Source organism: Bradyrhizobium sp. Leo170, from assembly GCF_004296405.1.
GTDB lineage: Bacteria > Pseudomonadota > Alphaproteobacteria > Rhizobiales > Xanthobacteraceae > Bradyrhizobium.
On sequence record NZ_PSRR01000114.1, the window covers coordinates 1 to 22,127 of the forward strand.

Here is a 22,127-nt window from a genome sequence, read left to right on the forward strand (position 1 = left end):
CCCGCAACCGACCTTCCGACCGTCGTGTCGAGTGCCGGTTATCGGGGGTAAAGCGGAAGTCGCCGGATGATGCCGTGAAGTCGCAGTTTGACCCAGAGCAGACTCATTTCTCACGACACGTTGGGACGCCACGCGATAACGCCTTCTGTACGGGCACGCACTTCTGTGACGCGAGGCACGTCGCTACACCCTCAAAGCCCGGAGCGCCAAGATAGGGCGCGACGCGTGTTCGCGGATCGTGATTGGCAGGACAGAGGCTAACGGCCGCCAAGTCCAAAATCGCTGGTGTGGTCCGGCCCACCCACCTCCTTGATGAAGGCGAGCAGGAGCGTGCTGAGCCGAACCGGCTGCTCCTGTTGGATCCAGTGACCGGCGCCCTCGATCAGCTCGATGCCACCCATCCTCGTCGCCGCCTTCGTTCTCATAAGATCGACCGCACCTGGCGCCGAATAGGTGCCCCAATCGCTCTTACCGCCGATGAAGAGCGATGGGACATCGATCGTCTTGCCCGAAAACAGGCGCAACTCAGCGTTTAGGTCAGGATCGGAATAGACGCGATAAGCCTGCAGGGCGCCTTGAAACCCAGTGCGGCCATATTCCTCCGTGTACACTCCAAGTTCCGGTTCGGTAAGCCATTTGCAGGCCTGGACCTCGGCGGCGGAAGGTTGGAATGGAGCGACGGTCTGGGGCATCGTCTTGCCAAGATCCTTGACGTAATAGGTGGGCATTTGTGCAAGTTCGATGGCGGTTCGCGCCTTCAACGGATGCGGCTTATTTCCCGGCCAGTCAGCGCTCTTGACGTAGAAAAATGCACGAAGAAACGCATGTAAACCTTGAGGGGCGTGCCACAAGTCATCGTTCGCCTCCCGTGTGCTCAAGTATTGTTGGTAATACTCTCTCGGCGGATCGAGCGCCGCCAGCGCGGCCGCTAACTTTTGGTTTTCAGTGCTCGGCTGGACCGACGATGCCTCGCTTTCCGCGGTGTTGAACGGAAACGCCGGCGGACCGGGGAACGGTGCGCTCATCAGCACCACCGAGGGAAAGACGTCAGGTCGGGCCAGCGTACAATAGGCCGCCACGGGCGAGCCGAAGTCGTGCCCGACGAGCATTACCGTGCGCCGATACCCCAACGCCGAAACCAATCCGAGGGCGTCACGCGTCATATTCAAAAGGCTGAAGGGCGCGAGCGGGACGTCATAGCCGTTCACCCAACCGGTGGTGCGGCCAAAACCCCGCTGGTCGGGCGCCACGACGTGGTACCCGGCGTCAGCCAGAATTGGGATCAGGTGTCGCCAGCCGTAAGCCAAATCCGGAAAGCCGTGCAGGAGCAGCGCGAGCGGCCGACCGGCGCTTTCGTAACCGGCCTCGAGAATATGGACATCGAGGCCGTTGACCAAATGGATCATGCGCGAGCGGACCCCCTCGGGAAGCGTTCCCTCGCCATATGTTGATGTGGTCAAATCAGTTCCTCCTATGGGGTTTGCATGGGCTGGTCGAAGTGAAACCGCAATCAGGCTGGCCGCGCCCATCGCTAAGACAGCTCGTCGGGACGCCGATGGCTTAAAACTAACTGGATGACTCATTTCGAAACGCACCGTCCGCGTGCAGGCGCTTGACCTAGGCTTTGGTAGAGGGGCATCACCAGATTCATACTATGGCGATCACCATAGTATGTCGATCACCATAGTAGCGTCAAGCGAAAGGTGTTACGTTCACGCCATGCCACGTAAGACTGACGCCCGCGCTCGCGCGATTGCCACGGCCGAACGACTGTTTCGCATCCAAGGCTACACTGCGACTGGATTGACCCAGATCATTGAAGAAAGCGGTGCGCCTAAGGGATCGTTCTACTTTCACTTTCCACGCGGCAAGGCACAGCTCGCAGAAGAAGCAATCGATCATTACGTTGCGAGTAGAATTGCGGTATTGCGGAATGTCTCGGCGAATACGACGGGCGATGCTCTGAATTTTGTTCATGAGATTTTCAGCACATTCGCGGCCGAAATGATCGCCTCTGATTTCCAGTATGGGTGTCTGATGCAAAATCTGGCGAATGAGCTACCCGCGCTCGACGCTGAGCTGACCAAACGGGTAGCGCGCGGATTTGTTGATTCGACCGAGATTGTTGCTGAGCATTTTAGGGGGTGCGGTTTCGTTCCCGCGCGCGCATCCTCTACCGCAGCCGCGTTGGTAGCCGCCCTCGAAGGCGCGCGAACAATTGCCCGCTTGGAGCGCACGCCGGCTATATTTGAGGCGCTGGCGGATGTTAGTTGCCAAAGATGCCAACCACCAGAATGACGTGGAGGTTCGCCGTCGCGATAACCTCATGTCGGCTCCTGGACCATCTCGGACATACTGTGAGGTCTGCTTTGATGCTCCTCTTAGGGTTACAGCAGACATCTGCACCGACTGAGCTACAGCGGTATGCTGAGTGGATGCCCTAGTCGGTTCAAAATCCCGAAATCCAGTTGCGGCGGCCTTGCATCGTCTCCGCCTTGCAGGGAAGACAGCGACACCCCCAGGAGGCGCACCGCTTTCGGAAGGGGCATGTTGTCCTTCAGCAGGCTAGTGGCGAGTTGTGCAAGATCGCTGCGGTTCGCGATTGAATAGACGGACCTGCTGCGCGTGATGATCTCAAAGTCGGCGAACTTCACTTTAAGCGTTGCCGTCCGCCCCCGAGTGCCCGTCGACTTGCAGTGCCGCCAGACCTTGTCGACCAGCGGTTCGAGCTCCGCTGCCATGGTCTCGAATTCGATTAGATCGGCCGAGAACGTGTTTTCCGCACCGACAGACTTTCGGATCCGGTTCGCTCGAACGGGGCGCTCGTCTACGCCGCGCGAGATCCAGTAATAGTAAGCGCCGGACTTGCCGAAGTTAGCGTTCATGAACTCCAGTGTCTGGTTGCGCATGTCGAGACCGGTGAAGATGCCCAACGCATTCATTTTCGCGCTCGTCGCCGGGCCTATCCCGCGAAATTTGCCCACGGGCAGCCTCTCCACGAAGGCAGGTCCCATTTCCGGCGAGATGACGAATTGGCCGTTCGGCTTGCGATGATCGGAAGCGAGCTTAGCCAGAAATTTGTTGTAGGAGATGCCGGCAGAAGCGTTGAGGTCGGTCTCGGCCTTGATCGTTTCGCGGATGCGCGAGGCAATGTCCCGAGCGAGCGGGATGCCTTGAAGATTTTCGGTCACGTCAAGGTAGGCCTCGTCGAGCGACAAGGGTTCGATGATCGGCGTGTGCTCGGCGAAGATTTCGCGGATCTGCCGGCTGATCGCCTTGTAGACCTCGAAGCGAGGCTTGACGAAGATCAGGTCTGGACACTGCCGCTTCGCCGTGATCGACGCCATCACGGACCGCACTCCGAACTTCCTGGCTTCGTAGCTCGCGGCAGCCACGACGCCTCGCTCCGCCGAGCCTCCCACCACGACCGGCTCTCCGCGAAGGTCCGGGTTGCCGCGCTGTTCCTCGGAAGCATAGAACGCATCCATGTCGATGTGAATATCTTGCGATAGGACGCGGTCGAAGCGCCTTGCTCGGGATCGGGTGGGGCCATGTGCGGATTATATAGGTCCGCAGTCGAGTCGTCGCAGCCGTTAGACCACACCGTCGGGCGGGCACTCCGGACAGGTGTCGCCGATCGAGTCCAGCACTTCGGCGATCGCTATGGCGGCCGGTTGCGACGAGACGCCAGGCGGCGGGTACTCGCGGGCCATGCCGAAGGCGCGATCGCGGGCGTGCGGGTCGGCGCGGTCCTGCATCCACCCATGCTCTTCGCATTCGCGGATGGCGCCGGATTCTTGCAGCACGGCGATAGCCCATCCTTGTAGGGTCCGGATTGCCGCGCGCGGCTCCCTCGTCATCAGCATTTGAAGGCTCCTGGTGCGCCAAACGAATCAGCCAGTTCATCCTGCGTTCCTGCGAGCTAGCACGGGGCAGGGATTCGCAAACGTGGGAGCAGTCGCCTTTCCACGGCGATGGACCCTCAACGCGCACTGGGGTCCTGCCGTTAAGGAGGGCCGGCGCACGCTACCTGCCGAGCCCGGCGTTCTCCCGCAGCGTCCCGATCGCCTTGGTAAGTTCCCTCTCTGTCGGGTCCGGCTCATGCGCCTGCTCAGCAAGGGTCTTGAGGTACGATGCCTGGGCACCGGTCATCGGATCATGTCCTGAAACCCACTCATTCGGGTCCCTCTCCGTATTGTCGGCCATGTGAACCTCCAAAAATCTGGGTGCAGTCCCAACTTGTAACTTGAAAGATTGTTCCCTTTTTGTTCACTTGAGCGGCTGCAGTCCAACGGGGTCTCAATGCCTAGATCTCGAGTTCGTCCGTCGGGAAATCGAATACATGCGCGTCCAGCTCGGGCGTCAGCGAAACGACATTATGAAGCTTCAACGGGCGGGGATCTGTACCGCCTCGGCCGAACTGCTCCTGCAGCGGATGCTCGCGAAGATCGAAGGGCTTTGCGCAGAACGCGACAGGCTTAAGAAGGCGGCGCCAGGGCCGACCGCGGGGAAGGTGCTTGGAGGTCGGAAGTGGTGAAGAGATACTTTTCCGACGCCGAGGATCAGCCGCCGTTCCTCAAAGCTTTGGCCGAGGTTCGAAAGATCGGTGTGCACGAGGGATGGTGCTATCACCAAGTCCAAGCGATCATATTGGCCATAGATCAATATGCCGAGGCCGCGACAGGCAACCGGGAATTTTTCTGGAATAGGCCGCATTCAATCGGCGGTCGGACGCGCGGCGATGATACCCCGTAGACGGCTCCGGCTATGATAGCGCCAGCTCAGTGAACGAACTGCTTTGGCAACACCATCACGATGTTGACCTGGCGCTTCAAGACCTTCGAAGCCGCGATCTGAATTTGAAGCGAGAAGTTGTCCTCGACCCCAGCCGCGGCTTCCTCATCCTTTGCGTAAACGAACAGGATATCGCCGTCGAGTTCGTCGAAGTGAATGCCGGCGAACAGCCGGTCAAACGCCTTCGCGCCAACGATGAGTGCCATCCGGGCTTGTATCGCGTGGTCCTGGACTTCTGTCAGGTTCATGCGCTGGAAATAGGCTGCCTCGACTCGATGCAAGGAGGAGCGAGCGAGTGGTGCGCCTAAGCCTCGCGCAGCTGGCTGATCTCTTTCGCGGTTTGGCAAGCGCTCTGGATCCTGACAACCACGGTCGGTGACGGTCGGCTACAACGTCTTGGAGGGGGACTTGGGAGGCAACGGCGATGCGCGCTCGCCGTTTTCCGCGTGGCTCGCGGCTACGGGGCGATCCAGAATCCGACTCGGATAACCGCCAGGCCGACGACGATTATCAGGATGTCGGTCGTCAACCATTCCGGTATTCGCTTCGCAGGTTCAGCCATGGTTTTGGCCTCCGCTAGCGGCACCCTCCGACATCCCGGAGCGAGGCGATATGACCTGCTTCACGAAATCCGGGAAAAAGAGGCAATTTACTTGAAGATGGGGGAGCCGAGCGGCGGCTTTCACTCTCTCGAAGATACGCCGTCGGGCTCGAAATGCGCTGTCCGGCGGCGAAGGTGAGCTGCCCGGCAGGGGAGCCGATCGAGTTGCTTGGGGCAGTGCGCGCACAATTGGTGCTGGAGCGCGGTTTTCTCGCCTCCCGTAGTTATCCCGTGGTGACTCAGGCGGATTCTGGGATTGTCATGTGTGGTGGTTCGGCGGTGCGGGCGCTGATACTTTGCTCCGCAATCACCGACCAGGGGAGGAGGCCGCCATGCTTGCTGAGAAATTCTTTCTGGTTTTGGAGACTCTCAAAAGTCATGCTTCGGACGGAAGCGTGCGGGTTGTCAGCACGACGCCGCGAGTCCCGGTAAGGCTGCCAACCAAGACAACAGACAAGCAGGTCGCCAACAACTAGGTCCGGCTCACGCTGAAGATCTTTGGCTCTCTCGGTTTCGTCGGCTCGCCCAGCGCCTTTGCTGCCGTCGATGGGTTCAAAATTGCGCCGCCGGGCTAGAAATGCAGTGTCCCGGCGGCGTTTATTTCACTGGTGCCCTGAAATCCCAGTACCACCATCCTAGCAAGACGCTATCGAAGTTTGTGTATGAAATGGCACACACGGTAGTCAAGGAAGCAGCCCGGCCCAGGGGACAAATCCGGACCGAGCTGCCAGGGGCGTTACACACATGGATCCTGCGTGCGACCTTCAACGCAGCCACAAATGGACTGTTCCGCGTGGCTTCGCTAGCTGTGCGGAGGGGCAAGAGGAACTTCGTTCTCGGACGAAGAGGCTAGGGGACCCATAGCCGGAGAAAAACGGCCCGGCCAGGGGGATGGACCGAGCTGCAAGGGTGGCAGGTGCACACATTGTTGCGGAATATGCGTTGTCACAATCTCGGCCAGCGCGGCGTATCTGAGAGTTACCGCGGGGCGGTATGGGGACCTGGTCTTTGCAGGCAGCGGCATCCTGAGTAGCGATCCAACTGCTGCTGCATTGGAGTCCCCGCCCCCCGCCGAGGCAAATGACGGCGCCCTGAGAATAAACGCGCTGTTGTAGACGCAATTCCTGGTCATGGAATCGATCTTCTGGGGGCATAAGAATGTCCTGCGCCGATGCCGCACCAGACATCATGCAGGCGCTGACAGCGATTGCAAAAGCTGATCTCCACATTCACGCATCCCTTCTTCTCAGCGGTCGGGAACCTTGACGGGCCGCGGTGACGCGAGTCGCCATCGGGTAATTGCTCACTGTGACGGCGATTTACTTCCTGCTGCGCTTTTCCGCTGTCGCCCCTTAAGCCGGTTTCGACCAGCCGGTGGTTGCTTCGGCCGGGCTCATTCGAACGACGGATTTCGAACGCCACGCCTTCGGGGTCATTCGCTTGAAACCAAGTCTCCCCGGCGTCCTGGTTGGCGAATATCTTGATGTGATCTTTGTCGCCACCTGCTTGCTGGTATCGACATGACGAACACGGTCATTGGTGCCTCTTGAGCTTTCTCTTGCCGCGGTGGTGATCCTTGCGTGCGGGGTTGAACTGGCGAACGTGCTCGCGGTTCAAAGCCTTCGTGATGCGGATGCGCGCGAACATGGTGGGGCCATTGAGGTCAGCCACCAAGATGAGGGCATCAATCGCGGCTTGCCATTCCGGAGCGCTGGTTTCCTTTTGGGGGGAGGGCGGTGATGCAGTTCGCCGCATCGCGGAGGGAGACCAACCCGCGCCCTCCGTGCTGGGTTGATCGGCTCGTCGCGCAATTGCATGAGAAAGCGACCATCCGTATTAATCACGATGGCCGCGGCGCCTTCTCTTAAGCTCATGACCATCCTCGATGGAGCGGCGGATGGCGAAGGTCTGGTCGAACGCCATCTACGCGCCGGGTGTTCATACGAAACCAATTTCCACCCACGATCCATAGATCAAGCAACCGTTCGCTCCGTTGCCGGCAGTCTGATGACCGATATGGACCGGCGTGTTGAAGCAGCGATACGAATTCCACATGTTCTGAAATTGCACGGTGATATCGATCGCATCGCCGAAGGGCGACGTCGCATTGGTACGCAGCTTTTCAAGGCCGGCTCCGAAGTTGTTTCGGCGCTCGTCGTGGACGCAATTACCGCGGCAGCAGGAATGGTGGTGGCCAGCAGCCGCTGCCAGACCACACAGCAATTTAGTGGTGGCTTAGACGTCGCTTGGATTGGCTGCGCTTGGATTGGCCACTCGTCTTCTTTGCAAACAACCGTTTCAACTTGGCTCGCAGGCGAAGAACCTCTTCATACTAGGCCCGCAGATCGTCTCTGATCCACGGCAGTGATGGCGGTTCTTTGCGGCGGTTGCGATTTGGCATACCGGCAACCTAGTGCCGAGTTTTCCCGCCCGCAGCACAATACCCGAATTAAGCAGATGCTGCGATTTCAGGTTAATTCTGGAACCGTCTCAGCTCGAGATCGTCAAGCGTTCCAAACGCCGCTTGCGCGGGCCGCTAGCTGGCACAAGCTACTTCAGTCAAGGTTATCATCCTTCGTCACCGCTGCCTCGTAGCCCTCAGGCACCTCGGGCCGGCTAGCGTCGTCATTCCTCGAATTGCACGATGGGCAGGGCGCTCCGGCACCACCGCAGTTGCAGGCCAGCCGACCGAGCCAGGGCTTCGTCGGATGACCCGCGCAAACCCAGCGGCAGTTGTGGCAGCGAATGCACCACGTCATCCTCAGAGGTCCTCCCGCAGTCCCTTGAGAACGGGTGCCGCACCTTGCCCTCGGCCGATTTCGCCCGGTATTCGATCTCGGCGAGCAGCTTCGGCTCAACCCAGATGCCGGCGCGATCCGCTTCGCATAGGCTGGCGGCCACGAGCACGATCTTGACCGGCTTCGCCTTCAGGGACCGAGAGATGGGTGGTACCGTTCGCTGACGGGGGCGAAAATCTCGCCGCCGATGATCGCCGAGCCGGCTTTCATCAGCGCGAGGGTCGCGACCGGGAGTGCCGCTCACCGAGAGCGCTGATTAGCCCGATCGCGATAGTAAAGGCACCGAGAGCAAACCAAATTGGGAACATATCGGACTGAACCGGTGAAACAGCAATTATCCAGCCGCCAAAACCAACTAGCATGACAGAGATTAAATGCGTCACGGCGGTGTCCACGCCCGCTTCCTTTCGCGTCAATTGTTTGCTTTCGAGATCGTCACATTTTTTCTTGCCAGGCGATAGGATCACGTGCCGTGGTCGCTTTAAGGCAAGAGCGCGCATAAACAGGCGAGTGGTGCCTAGTATTTGTCGCGCAAATTCTAAGTCGGAGCACGCATTCCTGGCGAAGTCAGCCACTTGTTGACTTGAGAGGCGACATCTATCTGGCGTGCTTTCCGCAGAAGCTCGTCGCGGCGAATGCTTCGGGGCATGCCTTCAGCCTGTTTGCGCAAGTTGATCGCCTCTTGCGTTAGGCGGAATTCGAATGTGGATGATGACAGCTTGAAACGTCGCCGAACCGGCACAGCGGTGCTCCCTGTGTGATTGGGCGGGAGCGCAACGGGCGTTCTCATCACCGATAGAAGCCATGGGCCGGGCGGTGATGTAAGCGACTAGACACCCATTTCAGCCGGGAGTCGACATAAATTCGCGTCAGGCGCTTCGAATGGTCAAATCGGACACCGAAGCAAGTAGAACAGGGCGCTATTCCCTTCGATCTGAGCCGTTTCCCGCGAAGTCTCATGGCCGCTCATCAACAGCATGTCGGCTTCCCAGACCTGCCACTCCCACTTCTGCGGGAGAAGAGCAATCAGCGTCACTTCAAGCATGCGCATCGCGGGAAGTTTGGCCATACAGCCTATATGCGCTCCTGACCGTCAACATTCCAGTGGTCAATAGCAGCCTTCATGTCGCGTCTCGTCGGGTCGTTCACCTCTTTGCGCCATTGCGACCGCCGAGCCTACGAGGCTGACCGCGCGTTGATCCTTGCGAGCTCGCGACGCTCGTCATCCGACAACTGCCCCCCCGCACTGACTGCAGAGCTGCCTGAAAACGTCATACAACTTGCTTCGCAACTTCGACGACTTCGGTGTCGTCAAATCCACGGGAGTCCAAGAGAACCGGCAGTGAGAAACTGATCTGACCGCTCTCGAACTGAAACGCCAAGCGAACGCGGCGGTGCCATTATGAGCGTCGAGCCCAAGATCAGCGCCCTCAATCGCTATTTGCAGAGCTGGGACGTGCCCAACCTGTTCGTCATGGGTGCCACGGCCTTCCCGCAGAACCCCGGATATAATCCCACGGATACTGTGGGCGCACTCGCCTATTGGGCGGCAGACGCGATCGTAAACCGCTACCTGAAGAGTCCCGGCTCGCTCGTGCAGATTTGACGGCCAGCACTCCGAGGTATTGGCATGAGAATGCGCAATCTGATGATTCTTGCGCTCGCGGCCTGCGGGATCGGCCTGACTGCCGCGCGCGCGGCGGAAGACAACCAGGCGTTCGAGAAGATCGAGCGCGGCCGGTATCTCGCCGTGCTCGGCGATTGCGCCGGTTGCCACACCGCGCCGGGCGGTAAGCCTTTTGCTGGCGGCGCTGCGCTGGAGACGCCATTCGGAAAATTGGCTCGGTCCAAATATTACGCCGGATGTTGCGACGGGAATCGGTGCCTGGACCGAATCGGATTTGTGGCGGGCGATGCATGAGGGGATTGGTAGGGATGGGGTTCGCCTCTATCCGGCAATGCCGTGTCCCGCCTACACCAAGGTTACTCGCGAGGACGTATCAGCGATCTGGGCTTATCTGCGCACATTGGAGCCGGTGCACAACGAGGTTCAGCCGAATCAGCTCAGGTTTCCGTTCAATGTCCGCCGACCGGCAACATCCACCTGGGATTTGATCAATTTCAAGCCCGGGGTGTTTCAATCCGATCCGACAAAGTCGGATGTGTGGAACCGTGGGGCCTATCTGGTCGAAGGCCTCGGCCATTGCGGTACCTGTCATACACCGAAGAACATCACGGGCGGCGATCGGGGTGGAGAAGCCTTACAGGGCGCATTGTTGCAGGATTGGTATGCGCCGGATCTGACCGCGGATCCCCGTATGGGCATCGGTCATTGGTCCACGGAAGACATCGTCCGCTATCTTAAGACCGGTGCCAACTCTTTTGACATTGCGTCCGGGCCGATGGCCGAGGCCGTTGAGAACTCCACCTCTCATATGACAGATGCCGATCTTCTCGCGATCGCCACCTATCTGATGGATCGTGCTCCTCGAGGCCCGAACACGGCCGTTGCGCTGGCGCACGATGACACACGCATGGTGGCGGGCAAGGCAGTCTATGAGAACCGTTGTGCGCCATGCCACATTTCTAGCGGCGCGGGCGTTCCAACCCTATTCCCGCGCCTGGCACAAGCGCCCCTGGTCCAATCCACTGATCCGACCTCCTTGATTCGCGTCGTTCTGATCGGCAGTCGCGCTGTCGCCACTTCAGCTGCCCCGACCGCACCCGCCATGCCATCCTTCGGTTGGAATCTCAGTGACACAGAGATCGCGGACGTCCTGACCTATGTTCGCAATACCTGGGGAAATGCCGCGTCAGCAGTCCCGTCTACGGACGTCAGTACGCTGCGTGGCCGCGTGTCTCGATAACATCGAGCACCGCTGCGTTCGAACCTTGGCGGACCGACCGAGCGCGCTCGCCATACCTGTGGTAAATCAATCGGACATACCGATGTTGCAGTCCCCACGCCACGGACGTCAGCCATCTTGCTTTAGCTGTCCAATGCCCCGTTTTTACCGACGCCTAAATCAAGACATACCGAGACTTGTCAGGTCTATTCGCTGAAAAAAGCCTCAGAAGTTCCGCTGGGCACGAAGCTGCAGGTGAAACGTGTCCTGGTCTTTGAACTCGTAGCGCGCGGTAGGCTTGGGGGCCGAAGTGCCGAGGACCGCGGAGCCCTGGAATTTCTGATCGAGGTGGAACCACATGAATTCGGCGGAGAAAGTCAGGTTCTTGACCGGGGTCCAGCGGGTGATGACACCAAGCTGCGACAGGTTGAAGTCGGGGTTGCAGACGTAATCCGCGCTGACTGCCTTGGCGGGGGTGGTGTAGTTCGCGCACATGAAGGCTTTGGCCGCGCCGTCATAGCGGACGGCCACATACGAGCCGAACAGGCTCGACGACCAATAGGGGTCCCAGTTGTGGTTGAACGCCCCGCGAACGCCAAAGGCCTCCGTCAGATGCAGCGAGCCGTCGCCGCCGGCTGCGACCGGCAGATAGACGGCATCGGTCGTCGCACCGAACCCGATGCTCTGATAGGCGCCGAAGGCGCTGGCGCTGCCGAAGATGGCAAAGCTCGGCGAGGTTGAAGCCGATGAGATGACGTACTTCGTCGCCCCCTTGGAATAGCTCGCGTCCATCTTGATGTCGTCGCCGGGACCGGTCGGGATGTTCTTGATCTGCAACGCCGCCATCACCGCGCCGCCCCACGAGGTGTCGGGATGTCCGGAAAGCTCGGATGCTCCGGTCGGCGCCGCGCCTGGCAGGCCGACGGCGCCCGCTGGCGCTCCAAGGGCGTTCAGGACATTGTAGGAGGTATTGACCTCATGAGCCGCGGCGGAAATCTGGAACAGACCCCAGGCCTGGTCGACGCGGATGTTGCCGACCACATCGGGCGCATGGACGCCGGCATAAGCGTTGCCGGTGTTCAGCGTGGCGTTCAGCGGCAGCGACAGGTTGTAAACCGCCGTGCGGTCCCACACCGTCGGATCGTCGAGGCCGATGCTGCCGGTCACTCCGTTGCCGAAATCCGCGGTGTACTGGATGTTTTGGACGCCGGTATCAGTGTTCTGGCCGCCGAGCAGGAAGTCCGTGATGTTGCCGGGGTAGCCCTGCCAAGGCGACGCGTAGGCAGAGGCGGACTGACCGAAGGTGAAGCCTGCGAACTGGATGAAGAGGTACTGGATCGAAACGAAGCCGCCGCCGGGAGTTTCGAGCAACTGCGAGCCTGCGACCGGCAGCGAGCCGTTGATCGAGTTCGGATTGAAGGTGTTGTTGCCAAGCGTAGAGAACGTAAACCGGCCCTGCCCGAAGGTACGGACCACGCCATATTCTGTGGCGGTGCGGGTATCGATTGACAATAGCATGCGGGAGCGGGCGGCGAAGTAGTCGAAGTAGCGGTTATGTTGTCCTGCGTCGGCGTTCCAGGGAGGCGTACCCTGTATGCCGCCGTTGAATGTGGTGTCGACCCGGAGATAGCCGCCGATCTTCATGCAGGTGTCGGTACCGGGGATGAAGAAGAAGCCTGGGCCGTAAGCTGAGCAGATCTTCACATATTCGATGGGCTTCGCTTTGACCGGAAGGTCGGCGCCCGCGGCTCCGCTGGTTGCGAGCAAAAGACCCGCCGCTGGACCGAGGATAAGGATTCGAGTTGTCGCCATTACCGGCCTCCGCCGTGAGACCCGTACGTCCACTCGGAAATCGAATGCCCCATACTTTTAGCGCAGGAAGCATGTCGTACAATGCGCGGCGACGTGACGCTAACGGGTTCATGTCGCACTGTGACTTTTTCGCAACGCATGCGAGCGCCGCTTCGAAACGCATGCTGTGAAAGCAGCCCTGGAAGCCGGATCAATGCTGTAGCTGACGTCGCCGCGAATGGGTTCGATCCGCTATTCCATGAGACGATCGACGGCGATTTCGGCTTGCGCCGGGGCGCCCACACTTATGCTCGGGAAATATCGCTCACCTCGGGTATTGGCCAAATGCGAATTCGGCTACTTCATCGGGCGATGTCCCAATTCGAGGGCGGAGCGGCTAGCATTGCTCGCCTCAGTTCTTTTCAGTTTGACCGGCAGCGGACCAAGGCTCGTCGACTGCCGCGCCCGCTGCGTGAGGTTTTTGAACCGGGCTCTACGTCAAGTGTGAAGGAAGTACAGCTTAGATTCGCCGGCGTCCCGGTAAAGCTCGTTGTGGCGCTATGCGCAGCAAGAAAGTGACGGCAGGAGATCATCTCATCCTTCGTGCAGGATTGACGTCAAGCGCGCCGCCAAATCTGACATACGGAATGGTTTGTCGATAATCGGAAATTCGCCCACCTGTGTGTACCGAAAAACCTTATCCGTATTGATGAAGTGGCGGAATCGCCTATTCTGGAAGAATGATCGGACTGCTCTGTTTCGTACCGGCCGTCTTGGCCTCGCCTCTCAAGTCGAAGAGTCGACTTGAAGCAGAGAATGCGGCGCTCAGACATCAATTGATTGTCCTGAGGCGCAGGCTGCATGGTCGCGTCCGGCTCACCAACGATGATCGCTGGTTCTTCATTCAGCTGTATCGCTGGTTTCCATCGATCCTGCAGGTCCTCACGATCATCCGGCCCGAGACGCTCGTGCATTGGCATCGGGCCGGATTTCGGTGCTACTGGCGTTGGAAGTCGCGGCCACAGGGAGGGCGGCCGCAGATCGAGACGAAGCTGCGCGTACCACGTCACCTTCGAGGGCTCCCGTTTTTGCGGGCGCGGCCGCTGAACAGCTTTACGGCAGGCCCGTGCCTTTCTCAGGCTCCGACGCGGACGAGAATGCGTATAGCGACGCAGCCGTCGGCAGCGTGCCATCGCAGATGGCGGCCGAGCGGGCGGCGCCCTAGGTCTAATGCGCGCTTTCGTGCCTTGCACGCTGGCGTCTAAGCTCTTCCTGAGTTCGTCCAGATGCGAAGGGCAAATTTTGCTACCGTGATGGCCATGGTCATCGACAGAAGATATTCGTAATTCGTGTCGTGCATCCATGGGTAAATCGAAATCTAATTCGATTCGTGGATGCCGGCGTGGCCTGACGAGCTTGCAGGAACAGCAGTAAGCAAGGTGCAATGCCCTTCCTGGCGCGGCCCGCGCTCATGGCGAATGCCGAAGCAATAACGGACCAGGAGCATCCGGATCATCAGCTCGGGATCAACCGAGGGCCGGCCGATGTCGCCCGTAAAACGCCTTTAACGTTGGTGCAAATCGGCCAGAACCGCAGTCGCAAACGCAGTGATCCGCCGCAACAGGTGATCAGGGGATCATCTCGTCCAGGCTAAACTCGTAAGAGAGCTGCCGCTGGCCCCGGTCCCGCCATCCCATCATCACCGACTCGCCTGCCGCCGCCTAACTAGGCAACACTGCACGCTTGGCTTCTCAAGCCCTTTTCGACAGCATCGACCCGTTCCACCGGTTCACACGCAGGTGACCTATCGACCATTGATTTACCCTAGCTTGCGAGTTTCAATAGCACCTTGACGGTGGAGGCGAAGATGAGAGGGCTCGAATACACGAAAGAAAACGCCAAGCGGCTCGAAAAAACTACCTCGCGAAGGACGTCGCCGCACAGCGGTCGGAAACAATTCGGCAACTCAATTTGTCCAGTGGTGAGAGTGTTTTGGATATCGGATGTGGCCCGGGCTATTTGTGCGAAAGCATGGGGGAACTCGTCGGGCCTCATGGTGCCGTCGTCGGTATCGATATTTCGACCGATTTGATTGCCTTCTGCAATCGACGAAAACCTTCTAGCTGGCTTTCATATGCCGTTGGCGACGCGACGAAAATGGATCAGGAAGACGGGTCGTTTGATGTCGTTGTATGTACGCAAGTTGCCGAGTACGTTCCTGACGTTGACCGCGTGCTTTCAGAGGCATTTCGCGTCCTGAAGTCGGATGGCCGCACACTTTTTGTGGCAACAGATTGGGACGCCGTCGTGTGGCATTCTGAAAATCCAGAAAGAATGGCTTTGATCATGAGGTCATGGGAGGCGCACTGCGCTCATCCGCGTCTCCCAAGATCCATGGCGCACAGGTTGGTCAATGCAGGATTTAGGTTTGACGGTGCAACCGTCTTTCCCATTCTCAATCTGCAATATGATGAGGATAGCTACAGTAAGGGCTTATCACAGGTTATTCGGGACTTCGTTGGGCAGAAAAACGACGTTCTGACTGATGATCTGAACAAGTGGCACGGCGAGTTGGAGCGTCTGAGCGAAGCAGGAAGATACTTCTTCAGTACCAACCGATGCATCTTCAAAGCGTCAAAACCTGCTCCGCAAACCGGTTGAAGTGACGCCTCTTGGCCCGACTCTGATCTTCCTCGATGTCAGATTGGCGCCGCTATTGGCAGAATAGCTGACGTTCAACGCGCCCCAATCCAAGATCATTCCATCGTTATCGTCTGGTTCGAGTTCCGTCCAAACACCTCACTCACGGCTAATTTGAAGTTCGTGACGATCAGGCGTGATTCTGGGGCAGCGTCGCTGCTGCGGTCCCGGGCTGGTACATCCTCACGCACTATCGGTGAAAGGTAGTTTCGCACATGATCTCGTCTCCTCAGGTCGGATCGACCAGTTTTCCACTTGATCGCGCCTTCTGCATTGAACAGTCAGCCCGACAAGAGCCTGAACTTATTCTCGGGAAGCTCACTCACTGAACTGTCGTACCGGCGCCTCGGATCCTGCTCTTCCGGACGTTCACTGTCGGTTATATCGATCGCGAGGATGCGATCGGTGGCATCTTCGGTTAGCAATTGTTCCGTAAACGGCTGCATGACCAAGCATGAGTGACCTGGATTGGCTATAGCGACGTTCGCCAGTTTTTTGAGCGGCGATCGCAAGTGAGCCCAATGCTTGACAATCAGCGACCAATTGCAACCGTCCTTTAGCGCGCCGTTCAGAAGGCCGTTTGACAACGGATCGTGAGGTGCAAACACACCCAGGCTGTTTGCGATGTCGATCACATGCAGGCCAGTGGGAAGAAGCACCAGGAGGCCGACTTTGTCCTTGCTCATCCTGACAAGTCTCATGACTTTCTCCGTTCGGCAGCAGTGCGGTTGCCGTACCGCTAGCTCGTTCTAGCGCGTAGATTTGTTCCGCCCCGATCATAGAACAGTACCAAGATTAGTAATTCTGGCTGTACCATTGCGCGATGGCTGCCCTCATTGGCGATTTTGACAGGTTTGATCATCAGGATTAAAGGCGGGAACAGACACGGCGCTGTCCGCCCGCGTCTTTCCGGCATCATGGGATTTTCTGGACATTGCACGGAAATCTTGGCCCATAGATTGACCGCCTTGATGAGGCGATCCCACGGAAGGGGGCGTCTGCTTGTCCTGCAACGTCCAAAGGCATCGGCCTCGAACACTTTCTCGAACTTCGCTTTTTGGCAACGCGTTTCTACAAGACGTCGGTGAAGCCTTCGCCATACCAAACATCCAATACCGAGCGCACCTCCGTCAGTGCGTCCGACGATCAATACAGAGCCTTCAACGTGCTCGGCCCAGCATCTTTGGTGAGCACAGACTTTGTCTGGATTGTCTGGAATGTCAGGTGGGTCGCAGATGACACGCGACCCCGACCCCAAACGTTGCAACAGAACCTGTGCAGGCGAAGGCCAAAGCTCGCGGATACCGCCTGTCGCACAATCTGAGGGCTCGTGGCTTTCGAGATCGACGATCAGCGTAACAATCGGAAGTGAAGGAAAGCATACGCGATCGTCGCATATGCCCTTAGTACCCACGGAATGAGCCGATCCAAAGCGTGCGTTTCGACAAAGCTGCGTGCGGATCTAATAGCCAGTAGACCCATTCTCATCCACGCTGAATCGAGGTCGCGATGCGGGATCGCATTCGTTCACGGACCGAGAGTGAGGCATATTGACATCATGCCGACAAACCTGCCTGCGATTCCATCGACCGCCGTATTCCTGTGTTCGGCTCTTCTTGCTTTTGGATATGCCCCCCCCCGCACTTGCCGCTGCGCCAGCACCCGCAAAAGGCGACTATTTCCATACTGGGGCCGGCGCGCGATATCTGGAGCGAGCCAAGGGCGACATCGTCACCGTGCCCTTGCGCGGCAATATCAATGTCCTGATGGGATCCGGGGCAAATATCGTGGTTCTGTCGGGAAGCGAGGGCAAGTTCCTCGTCGATGCCGGCATCAAGCCGTCGAAAGACAAGTTGGAGGCGGCTCTCAATAAGATCGGCCCGTCACCCTTAAAATATGTCGTAAACACCCATTGGCACTGGGATCATACCGACGGAAACGAGTGGATGCATGCAGCCGGCGCCACGATCATTGCACAGAGAAATACGCTGAAGCATCTTTCCGATACCACTCGCATCGATGATTGGAATTGGACGTTCGCTCCCGTTCCGGCCGGCGCGCGCCCGACGATCATCGTGGAAAATGAGAGGGATTTCACCTTTGCGGGCGACTCCATAAAGGTGGAACATTTCGGCCCCGGCCATACTGACGGCGATGTGTTGGTGTATTTCGAAAACGCCGATGTGATGGCCTTCGGCGACACGTTCTGGAACGGATACTATCCGTTCATCGACAACGAACACGGCGGCAGCGTCAATTCGGCCATCGCCTGGGCTAACAAAGCTATCGAACGCACCACGGATCAAACAATCTTGGTTCCTGGTCATGGGCCGGTCGGCAACCGCGCTCACTTGATCGAGTTTCGCGACATGCTGGTCACGGTGCGCGATAAGATCGTTGCACTGAAGTCACAGGGGAAATCCCTCGAAGAAATCATTGCGGCGAAGCCGACCGCGGCCTTCGACGACAAATGGGGAAGATTTGTGATCGATCCGGAGTTCTTCACCAAACTTGTGTACGAAGGACTGTAGACAGTAGCCGTGGCCGTGCCGCCATCGACAAAAGGGCAGGTCGGTGCCACGGCGCAATCCAGGCTGCAGTGAAATTGAAACGCAGCCTCGCGAGCTGGAATATTAGCAAAGCGGCTTGGCCGGCCTCAATCTGGACGTCTGCACCGCTGCAATGGGGTGACACATGTCTGAAAGCTTGATCGTCGTCGTTTCCTCCCGCCCTTTCGAGGACACGCTGAATGCGCTGGTCGCCAGCGTGAAGCACAGGCAGGTCGAGGTGTTCGGCATTGTCGACCACGCCGCCAATGCGCGGGGCGCAGGCCTTACGCTTGGCCGCACGACGGTGGTGACGTTCGGCGGGGCCAAGGCCGGCACGCCTCTGATGCAGGCGCACCAGACGCTGGGCCTTGACCTGCCGTTGCGCGTCTTAGTCTATGAGACCGGCGAAGGCCAGGTCCGCATCGCCTATCGCGAACCCCGCGACATCCTGGCCGGCCAGGGCGTGGCGCCGGACGCCTTCCCTTCGGTGGGCGGCATGTCAGCCATGCTGGCGGCGGTCTCGGCCGAGGCGCCGGCGGGAAGCCCGAATAGGCGCAGAGCGCCAAGGCAGTCATCAAATCGAAACGGATAAGGAGATCCGCCAACGGTTCGCTCACGCATCCGGTGTTCATATGCAAGGCGACAACGCCAACTTGGTGCGTGAGGTAAGGCACGAAAGGACGCGTTAGGCCCACGACGCCGCCTGACTCGGTGGTCTCAACCGATGTCAGCGTGATGAAATATGCACGCTGCCATGCGCGATGAAGATTTCGCTATCGCTGATCTCAACCAACGATGTGGCTTTCGAACGGCAATCAACTTGCGGAAGGCCTTGCAGGTACCTGTGCCAGCGCCCTCGAACCGCGCTTCGAAGGCAAAGCCCTACCAGGGACCCAGGCGCACGCGGCGACAGCTGAACGTCAATTGGACACAAGGCAACAGGAGGACCGCTGTGATCGACAGACGCACCTTTATATGCTCCGGAGTTATGCTTGCAGCATCCGGTGCCGTTCTGCCATTTTCATCAAATTCAGCTTTGGCTGAGACCGTGACGTTGCCGTTCGGCAATGGCGAGCGGCCGCTGGTCAGATACCCTCAGAAGCGTTTGATGATCGGCCTGACCAGCCGGCCCCCGCAATTGGAGACGCCGTTCTCGGTGTTCAATGAAGATGTGCTCACGCCGAACGATGCGTTCTTCGTGCGCTACCATCTCGCCGATATTCCTCTGGAGATCGATCCGGATACTTTCTCCGTTGAGATCAAAGGGAGGGTCGACAAGCCGTTGAAGCTGTCGCTGGCCGAGATCAAGAAGATGCCGGCCATTGATCTCGTGGCAGTCAATCAATGTTCCGGCAATAGCCGCGGATTTTCGGATCCACGCGTCGCCGGTGGTCAGCTCGCCAACGGCGCCATGGGCAATGCACGTTGGCGCGGCGTGCCGCTGAAAGCGGTACTCGATAAGGCCGGCGTGCAGCAGGGCGCCAAGCAGGTGACGTTCGGCGGCCTCGATGGTCCGGTGAGCGATAGAACACCGGATTACGTCAAGGCGCTGGATATCGATCACGCCCGTGATGGCGAGGTGATGCTGGCCTATGCCATGAACGGGACTGACTTGCCGCTGCTGAACGGGTTCCCGCTGCGGCTGGTGGTGCCCGGCCATTTTGGGACCTATTGGGTCAAGCACCTGAACGAGATCACCGTGCTCGACTCGGTGTTCGATGGCTTCTGGATGAAAGGAGCCTATCGGATCCCCGACAACAGCTGCGCCTGCGTCGATCCCGGCGCCGCACCGAAGTCGACAGTGCCGATCAATCGTCTCAACGTCCGTTCTTTCATCACCAACCTGACCAACGGCGCCAAGGTGAAGGCCGGGGGCCCGACAATTGTCAAAGGCATCGCCTTCGATGGCGGAACTGGTATCAAGGACGTCAGCCTGTCGCCCGACGGCGGCAAGACGTGGCAGGCGGCCAAGCTCGGCAAGGACCTTGGCAAGTATTCGTTCCGTGAATGGCAGCTCTCGGTCCGGTTGCCGCCCGGTGCGCAAGACCTCAAGGTTCGCGCCACCAACCAGGCCGGACAGACACAGCCCGAAACCGCAACATGGAATCCGCCCGGCTACATGCGCAACGTGATTGAAACAACGTCGGTTACAGCAGCCTGAGGAGCCTGGTCATGACCTTGCACAGGACTGCGTTGAGAGCAGTATCGATGATGGCGAGTGTTGCTGCGATCGTTGGCATCAGCGTCGCAGTTCGGGCCAAACCGGTCTCTTACGAGCTCCCTCCGGAAACCGCCGCGTTCAAGCCGGGGCCAAACCTTGAGGTGGTGCAAGGCAATTGCACCGCGTGTCATTCGGCCGACTACATCAAGACTCAGCCACAGGGCCCAAAGTTCAAGAAGGATTTCTGGCAGGCCGAGGTCATGAAGATGATCAAGGTGTACGGCGCACCGATCGACGAAGCGGACGTCGGCAAGATCGTCGAATATCTGTCGCAGACGTATTAAAGCGACCGCCTGTCGATCCGGCCGAACTGGTCCAGCGCTGCCTCGGGGGCCTCATGGGTGGATCTCGGGACGGCTTTGAGGCGCTATATGGATCAGTCGGGCACCGGTGAAGACACTGGTCGACCAAATACTGTTTGAAGTCAGGGAGCAGGTTGGCGCGTTCTCCGGGAAGGCGCTTGCTTTTTGCGGCAGCTCAAGACGCGGGGAAGTCGCGCAGAAAAACGTAATGAGATGGTGAAAGTGGGTTCAGAGCCTCGCCCCTATCCCCTAAGTCGGGGCCGGCGGTTGGAAGAAATTCAGTCTTTGTCCAATCACGAGAGGCAATTTTATGGACTGGATTCCTACGCTTACCGATCGCGAAGGCCCGATTTATTTGCGCATTGTGGCCGCCTTGTCCGCGGACATTGAGAGCGGAAGGCTAGTGCTCCCCACGCATCGGGAGCTGGCCGAGACGCTCGGCATCGATCTCACCACGGTGACACGGACCTACACGGAAGCTCAGCGCCGCGGACTGACGCAGGCCCGCATCCGACAGGGCATGTTCGTTGTCGAGAGTCTATCGAGCCCGATACGCAGCGCGGGCCAACCGCCGGAATTCGAACTTTCGATGATTCTTCGGCCTCAACCGTTGGACACCGACCTGGAGGGACGGCTAGTCTAACGCGCGGACTTGCAGCAATCCAGCGCGAGGTTGGGTTGTGCGCGCTTCTCACTTACCGTGACGCTGGACCATGCCAAGCCGAGCGTAACATTGCTGCAGAGTGGCTTCGTTCGCGCATCGCGAACGGGCGTGGTGATCGGCTCGTGATCTGCCCGGGAACTCAGAACGCAATTTTCAATCTGCTTGAAACGCTGATGTCGCCGGGTGATGTGGTTCTCACTGAAGCGCTGACCTATCCCGGGATAAGGGCTGCGGCCGGATATGCGGGCGCCTGGTCGGGGTCCCGATGGATGAGCACGGCGTCGTTCCGACCGCGCTTGACGCGGCGTGTCGGCGACATGCCCCCAAGGCGGTGTATTTGGTTCCGACTATCCACAATCCGACGACGGCGACAATGCCGCTTTCTCGGCGTGAGGAGGTGGCCGAGATATTGCGGAGAAACGACGTATTGCTGCTGGAAGACGACGCCTATGGCCCACTCGAGCCGGACGCGGTGCCGCTTGCTTCATTGATTCCGGAGCGGACATATTTCATGGCGAGCCTTTCAAAGTGCGAGAGCGCCATCATCCTGAATCATTCTCTAACGTGTGGCGCGGTGGATTCGTAACGTATGACGCCGCTCGGCTTCATTCCTGAATGGCCCGCCAAGCACCCGCGTGGGCACATCGGCTTACCTTTCGCGCGATGTGCGCTTCGCATCCGTCCGGTGAAGGCCGCCTTGCCGAATGAGGTGTGTTGTTGAGAACTGTCCTTATGGACAGTGATAGGCGCAGTGCCCAAGTCGAACGGCTTGAGGTGGTGGACACGGGCCGGCGGCGGCGCTGGTCCGAGGACGAGAAGCTCAAGATCGTCCTGGAGAGCTTACAGGCGCCGCGCCAGGTC

General features: G+C 58.9%; 19 protein-coding genes and 3 pseudogenes. 12 read left to right on the forward strand and 10 right to left on the reverse strand.

Annotated features, from left to right (window positions below):
• Positions 1 to 257: 257 nt before the first annotated feature.
• A complete protein-coding gene (locus CWO89_RS19940; RefSeq protein ID WP_245476406.1) occupies positions 258 to 1,460 on the reverse strand; it encodes an alpha/beta fold hydrolase in 1,203 nt (400 codons plus the stop codon).
• Between the two features lie 259 nt (positions 1,461 to 1,719).
• On the opposite strand from CWO89_RS19940, the gene CWO89_RS19945 reads away from it, so the two are divergent.
• Positions 1,720 to 2,298: a TetR/AcrR family transcriptional regulator gene (locus CWO89_RS19945; RefSeq protein WP_130580449.1), complete on the forward strand. Its 579-nt coding sequence runs from the start codon at positions 1,720 to 1,722 to the stop codon at positions 2,296 to 2,298.
• 116 nt (positions 2,299 to 2,414) lie between these two features.
• Here CWO89_RS19945 and dinB read toward each other — a convergent pair whose 3' ends face one another.
• The 4 genes from dinB to CWO89_RS19975 all read right to left on the reverse strand — a co-directional run bounded on the left by dinB (position 2,415) and on the right by CWO89_RS19975 (position 5,141).
• On the reverse strand, positions 2,415 to 3,488 hold the full coding sequence (gene dinB, locus CWO89_RS19950; protein WP_130580450.1) for a DNA polymerase IV: 1,074 nt from the start codon (positions 3,486 to 3,488) through the stop codon (positions 2,415 to 2,417).
• Between the two features lie 105 nt (positions 3,489 to 3,593).
• On the reverse strand, positions 3,594 to 3,866 hold the full coding sequence (locus CWO89_RS19955) for a hypothetical protein (RefSeq protein ID WP_130580451.1): 273 nt from the start codon (positions 3,864 to 3,866) through the stop codon (positions 3,594 to 3,596).
• A gap of 160 nt (positions 3,867 to 4,026) precedes the next feature.
• The gene (locus CWO89_RS19960; RefSeq protein ID WP_130580452.1) at positions 4,027 to 4,206 is read right to left on the reverse strand and encodes a DUF3072 domain-containing protein; all 180 of its coding nucleotides are present in this window, start codon (positions 4,204 to 4,206) and stop codon (positions 4,027 to 4,029) included.
• A 575-nt stretch (positions 4,207 to 4,781) separates the two neighbouring features.
• A complete protein-coding gene (locus CWO89_RS19975) occupies positions 4,782 to 5,141 on the reverse strand; it encodes a hypothetical protein (RefSeq protein WP_245476407.1) in 360 nt (119 codons plus the stop codon).
• A gap of 2,126 nt (positions 5,142 to 7,267) precedes the next feature.
• Between CWO89_RS19975 and CWO89_RS19985 the strand changes: the two genes are divergently transcribed.
• Positions 7,268 to 7,750, forward strand: a complete 483-nt coding sequence (locus tag CWO89_RS19985) for a hypothetical protein (RefSeq protein WP_130580455.1) — start codon at positions 7,268 to 7,270, stop codon at positions 7,748 to 7,750.
• 406 nt (positions 7,751 to 8,156) lie between these two features.
• On the opposite strand, the pseudogene CWO89_RS19995 reads toward CWO89_RS19985, so the two are convergent.
• Together CWO89_RS19995 and CWO89_RS20005 are read right to left on the reverse strand one after the other, a co-directional pair.
• Positions 8,157 to 8,263: pseudogene (locus CWO89_RS19995) on the reverse strand (ATP dependent DNA ligase); the annotation flags it as partial.
• Between the two features lie 816 nt (positions 8,264 to 9,079).
• The gene (locus tag CWO89_RS20005; protein WP_130580458.1) at positions 9,080 to 9,262 is read right to left on the reverse strand and encodes a hypothetical protein; all 183 of its coding nucleotides are present in this window, start codon (positions 9,260 to 9,262) and stop codon (positions 9,080 to 9,082) included.
• Positions 9,263 to 9,583: 321 nt separating this feature from the next.
• Between CWO89_RS20005 and CWO89_RS20015 the strand changes: the two are divergent.
• Together CWO89_RS20015 and CWO89_RS20020 are read left to right on the forward strand one after the other, a co-directional pair.
• Positions 9,584 to 9,799, forward strand: a pseudogene (locus CWO89_RS20015) (GMC oxidoreductase); the annotation flags it as partial.
• Positions 9,800 to 9,992: 193 nt separating this feature from the next.
• On the forward strand, positions 9,993 to 11,060 hold the full coding sequence (locus CWO89_RS20020; RefSeq protein WP_245476408.1) for a c-type cytochrome: 1,068 nt from the start codon (positions 9,993 to 9,995) through the stop codon (positions 11,058 to 11,060).
• A gap of 204 nt (positions 11,061 to 11,264) precedes the next feature.
• Here CWO89_RS20020 and CWO89_RS20025 read toward each other — a convergent pair whose 3' ends face one another.
• Positions 11,265 to 12,851 (reverse strand): porin, encoded by a 1,587-nt coding sequence (locus tag CWO89_RS20025; RefSeq protein ID WP_130580459.1) that lies wholly within the window; start codon positions 12,849 to 12,851, stop codon positions 11,265 to 11,267.
• A gap of 1,357 nt (positions 12,852 to 14,208) precedes the next feature.
• Positions 14,209 to 14,376 (reverse strand): transposase, encoded by a 168-nt coding sequence (locus tag CWO89_RS49570; RefSeq protein WP_130580467.1) that lies wholly within the window; start codon positions 14,374 to 14,376, stop codon positions 14,209 to 14,211.
• Positions 14,377 to 14,822: 446 nt separating this feature from the next.
• Between CWO89_RS49570 and CWO89_RS20035 the strand changes: the two genes are divergently transcribed.
• A complete protein-coding gene (locus tag CWO89_RS20035) occupies positions 14,823 to 15,491 on the forward strand; it encodes a methyltransferase domain-containing protein (RefSeq protein WP_245476410.1) in 669 nt (222 codons plus the stop codon).
• A 320-nt stretch (positions 15,492 to 15,811) separates the two neighbouring features.
• On the opposite strand, the gene CWO89_RS20040 is transcribed toward CWO89_RS20035, so the two are convergent.
• Positions 15,812 to 16,216 (reverse strand): hypothetical protein, encoded by a 405-nt coding sequence (locus CWO89_RS20040; RefSeq protein ID WP_130580460.1) that lies wholly within the window; start codon positions 16,214 to 16,216, stop codon positions 15,812 to 15,814.
• A gap of 942 nt (positions 16,217 to 17,158) precedes the next feature.
• Here CWO89_RS20040 and CWO89_RS20045 point away from each other — a divergent pair.
• The 7 genes and pseudogenes from CWO89_RS20045 to CWO89_RS47970 all read left to right on the forward strand — a co-directional run.
• Positions 17,159 to 18,061, forward strand: a complete 903-nt coding sequence (locus CWO89_RS20045) for an MBL fold metallo-hydrolase (protein WP_130580468.1) — start codon at positions 17,159 to 17,161, stop codon at positions 18,059 to 18,061.
• A gap of 163 nt (positions 18,062 to 18,224) precedes the next feature.
• Positions 18,225 to 18,671 (forward strand): DUF302 domain-containing protein, encoded by a 447-nt coding sequence (locus CWO89_RS20050; RefSeq protein ID WP_130580461.1) that lies wholly within the window; start codon positions 18,225 to 18,227, stop codon positions 18,669 to 18,671.
• 360 nt (positions 18,672 to 19,031) lie between these two features.
• The gene (sorA, locus tag CWO89_RS20055; RefSeq protein WP_502702909.1) at positions 19,032 to 20,240 is read left to right on the forward strand and encodes a SorA family sulfite dehydrogenase catalytic subunit; all 1,209 of its coding nucleotides are present in this window, start codon (positions 19,032 to 19,034) and stop codon (positions 20,238 to 20,240) included.
• Positions 20,241 to 20,251: 11 nt separating this feature from the next.
• Positions 20,252 to 20,584 (forward strand): SorB family sulfite dehydrogenase c-type cytochrome subunit, encoded by a 333-nt coding sequence (gene sorB, locus CWO89_RS20060; protein ID WP_130580462.1) that lies wholly within the window; start codon positions 20,252 to 20,254, stop codon positions 20,582 to 20,584.
• Between the two features lie 328 nt (positions 20,585 to 20,912).
• Complete coding sequence (locus tag CWO89_RS20065) at positions 20,913 to 21,245, forward strand: GntR family transcriptional regulator (protein WP_130580463.1); 333 nt, start codon at positions 20,913 to 20,915, stop codon at positions 21,243 to 21,245.
• A gap of 286 nt (positions 21,246 to 21,531) precedes the next feature.
• Positions 21,532 to 21,852 (forward strand): aminotransferase class I/II-fold pyridoxal phosphate-dependent enzyme, encoded by a 321-nt coding sequence (locus tag CWO89_RS20070; RefSeq protein WP_130580464.1) that lies wholly within the window; start codon positions 21,532 to 21,534, stop codon positions 21,850 to 21,852.
• Between the two features lie 146 nt (positions 21,853 to 21,998).
• A pseudogene (locus CWO89_RS47970) lies at positions 21,999 to 22,127 on the forward strand (IS66-like element accessory protein TnpA); the annotation flags it as partial.

Bases quoted from the DNA above. Each gene is read 5' to 3' on its own strand.
- CWO89_RS19945 (WP_130580449.1), top strand. From the start codon at position 1,720: ATGCCACGTAAGACTGACGCCCGCGCTCGCGCGATTGCCACGGCCGAA.
- dinB (WP_130580450.1), bottom strand. From the start codon at position 3,488: ATGGATGCGTTCTATGCTTCCGAGGAACAGCGCGGCAACCCGGACCTT.
- CWO89_RS19955 (WP_130580451.1), bottom strand. From the start codon at position 3,866: ATGCTGATGACGAGGGAGCCGCGCGCGGCAATCCGGACCCTACAAGGA.
- CWO89_RS19960 (WP_130580452.1), bottom strand. From the start codon at position 4,206: ATGGCCGACAATACGGAGAGGGACCCGAATGAGTGGGTTTCAGGACAT.
- CWO89_RS19985 (WP_130580455.1), top strand. From the start codon at position 7,268: ATGACCATCCTCGATGGAGCGGCGGATGGCGAAGGTCTGGTCGAACGC.
- CWO89_RS20005 (WP_130580458.1), bottom strand. From the start codon at position 9,262: ATGGCCAAACTTCCCGCGATGCGCATGCTTGAAGTGACGCTGATTGCT.
- CWO89_RS20025 (WP_130580459.1), bottom strand. From the start codon at position 12,851: ATGGCGACAACTCGAATCCTTATCCTCGGTCCAGCGGCGGGTCTTTTG.
- CWO89_RS20040 (WP_130580460.1), bottom strand. From the start codon at position 16,216: ATGAGCAAGGACAAAGTCGGCCTCCTGGTGCTTCTTCCCACTGGCCTG.
- CWO89_RS20045 (WP_130580468.1), top strand. From the start codon at position 17,159: ATGCCCCCCCCCGCACTTGCCGCTGCGCCAGCACCCGCAAAAGGCGAC.
- CWO89_RS20050 (WP_130580461.1), top strand. From the start codon at position 18,225: ATGTCTGAAAGCTTGATCGTCGTCGTTTCCTCCCGCCCTTTCGAGGAC.
- sorB (WP_130580462.1), top strand. From the start codon at position 20,252: ATGACCTTGCACAGGACTGCGTTGAGAGCAGTATCGATGATGGCGAGT.
- CWO89_RS20065 (WP_130580463.1), top strand. From the start codon at position 20,913: ATGGACTGGATTCCTACGCTTACCGATCGCGAAGGCCCGATTTATTTG.
- CWO89_RS20070 (WP_130580464.1), top strand. From the start codon at position 21,532: ATGGATGAGCACGGCGTCGTTCCGACCGCGCTTGACGCGGCGTGTCGG.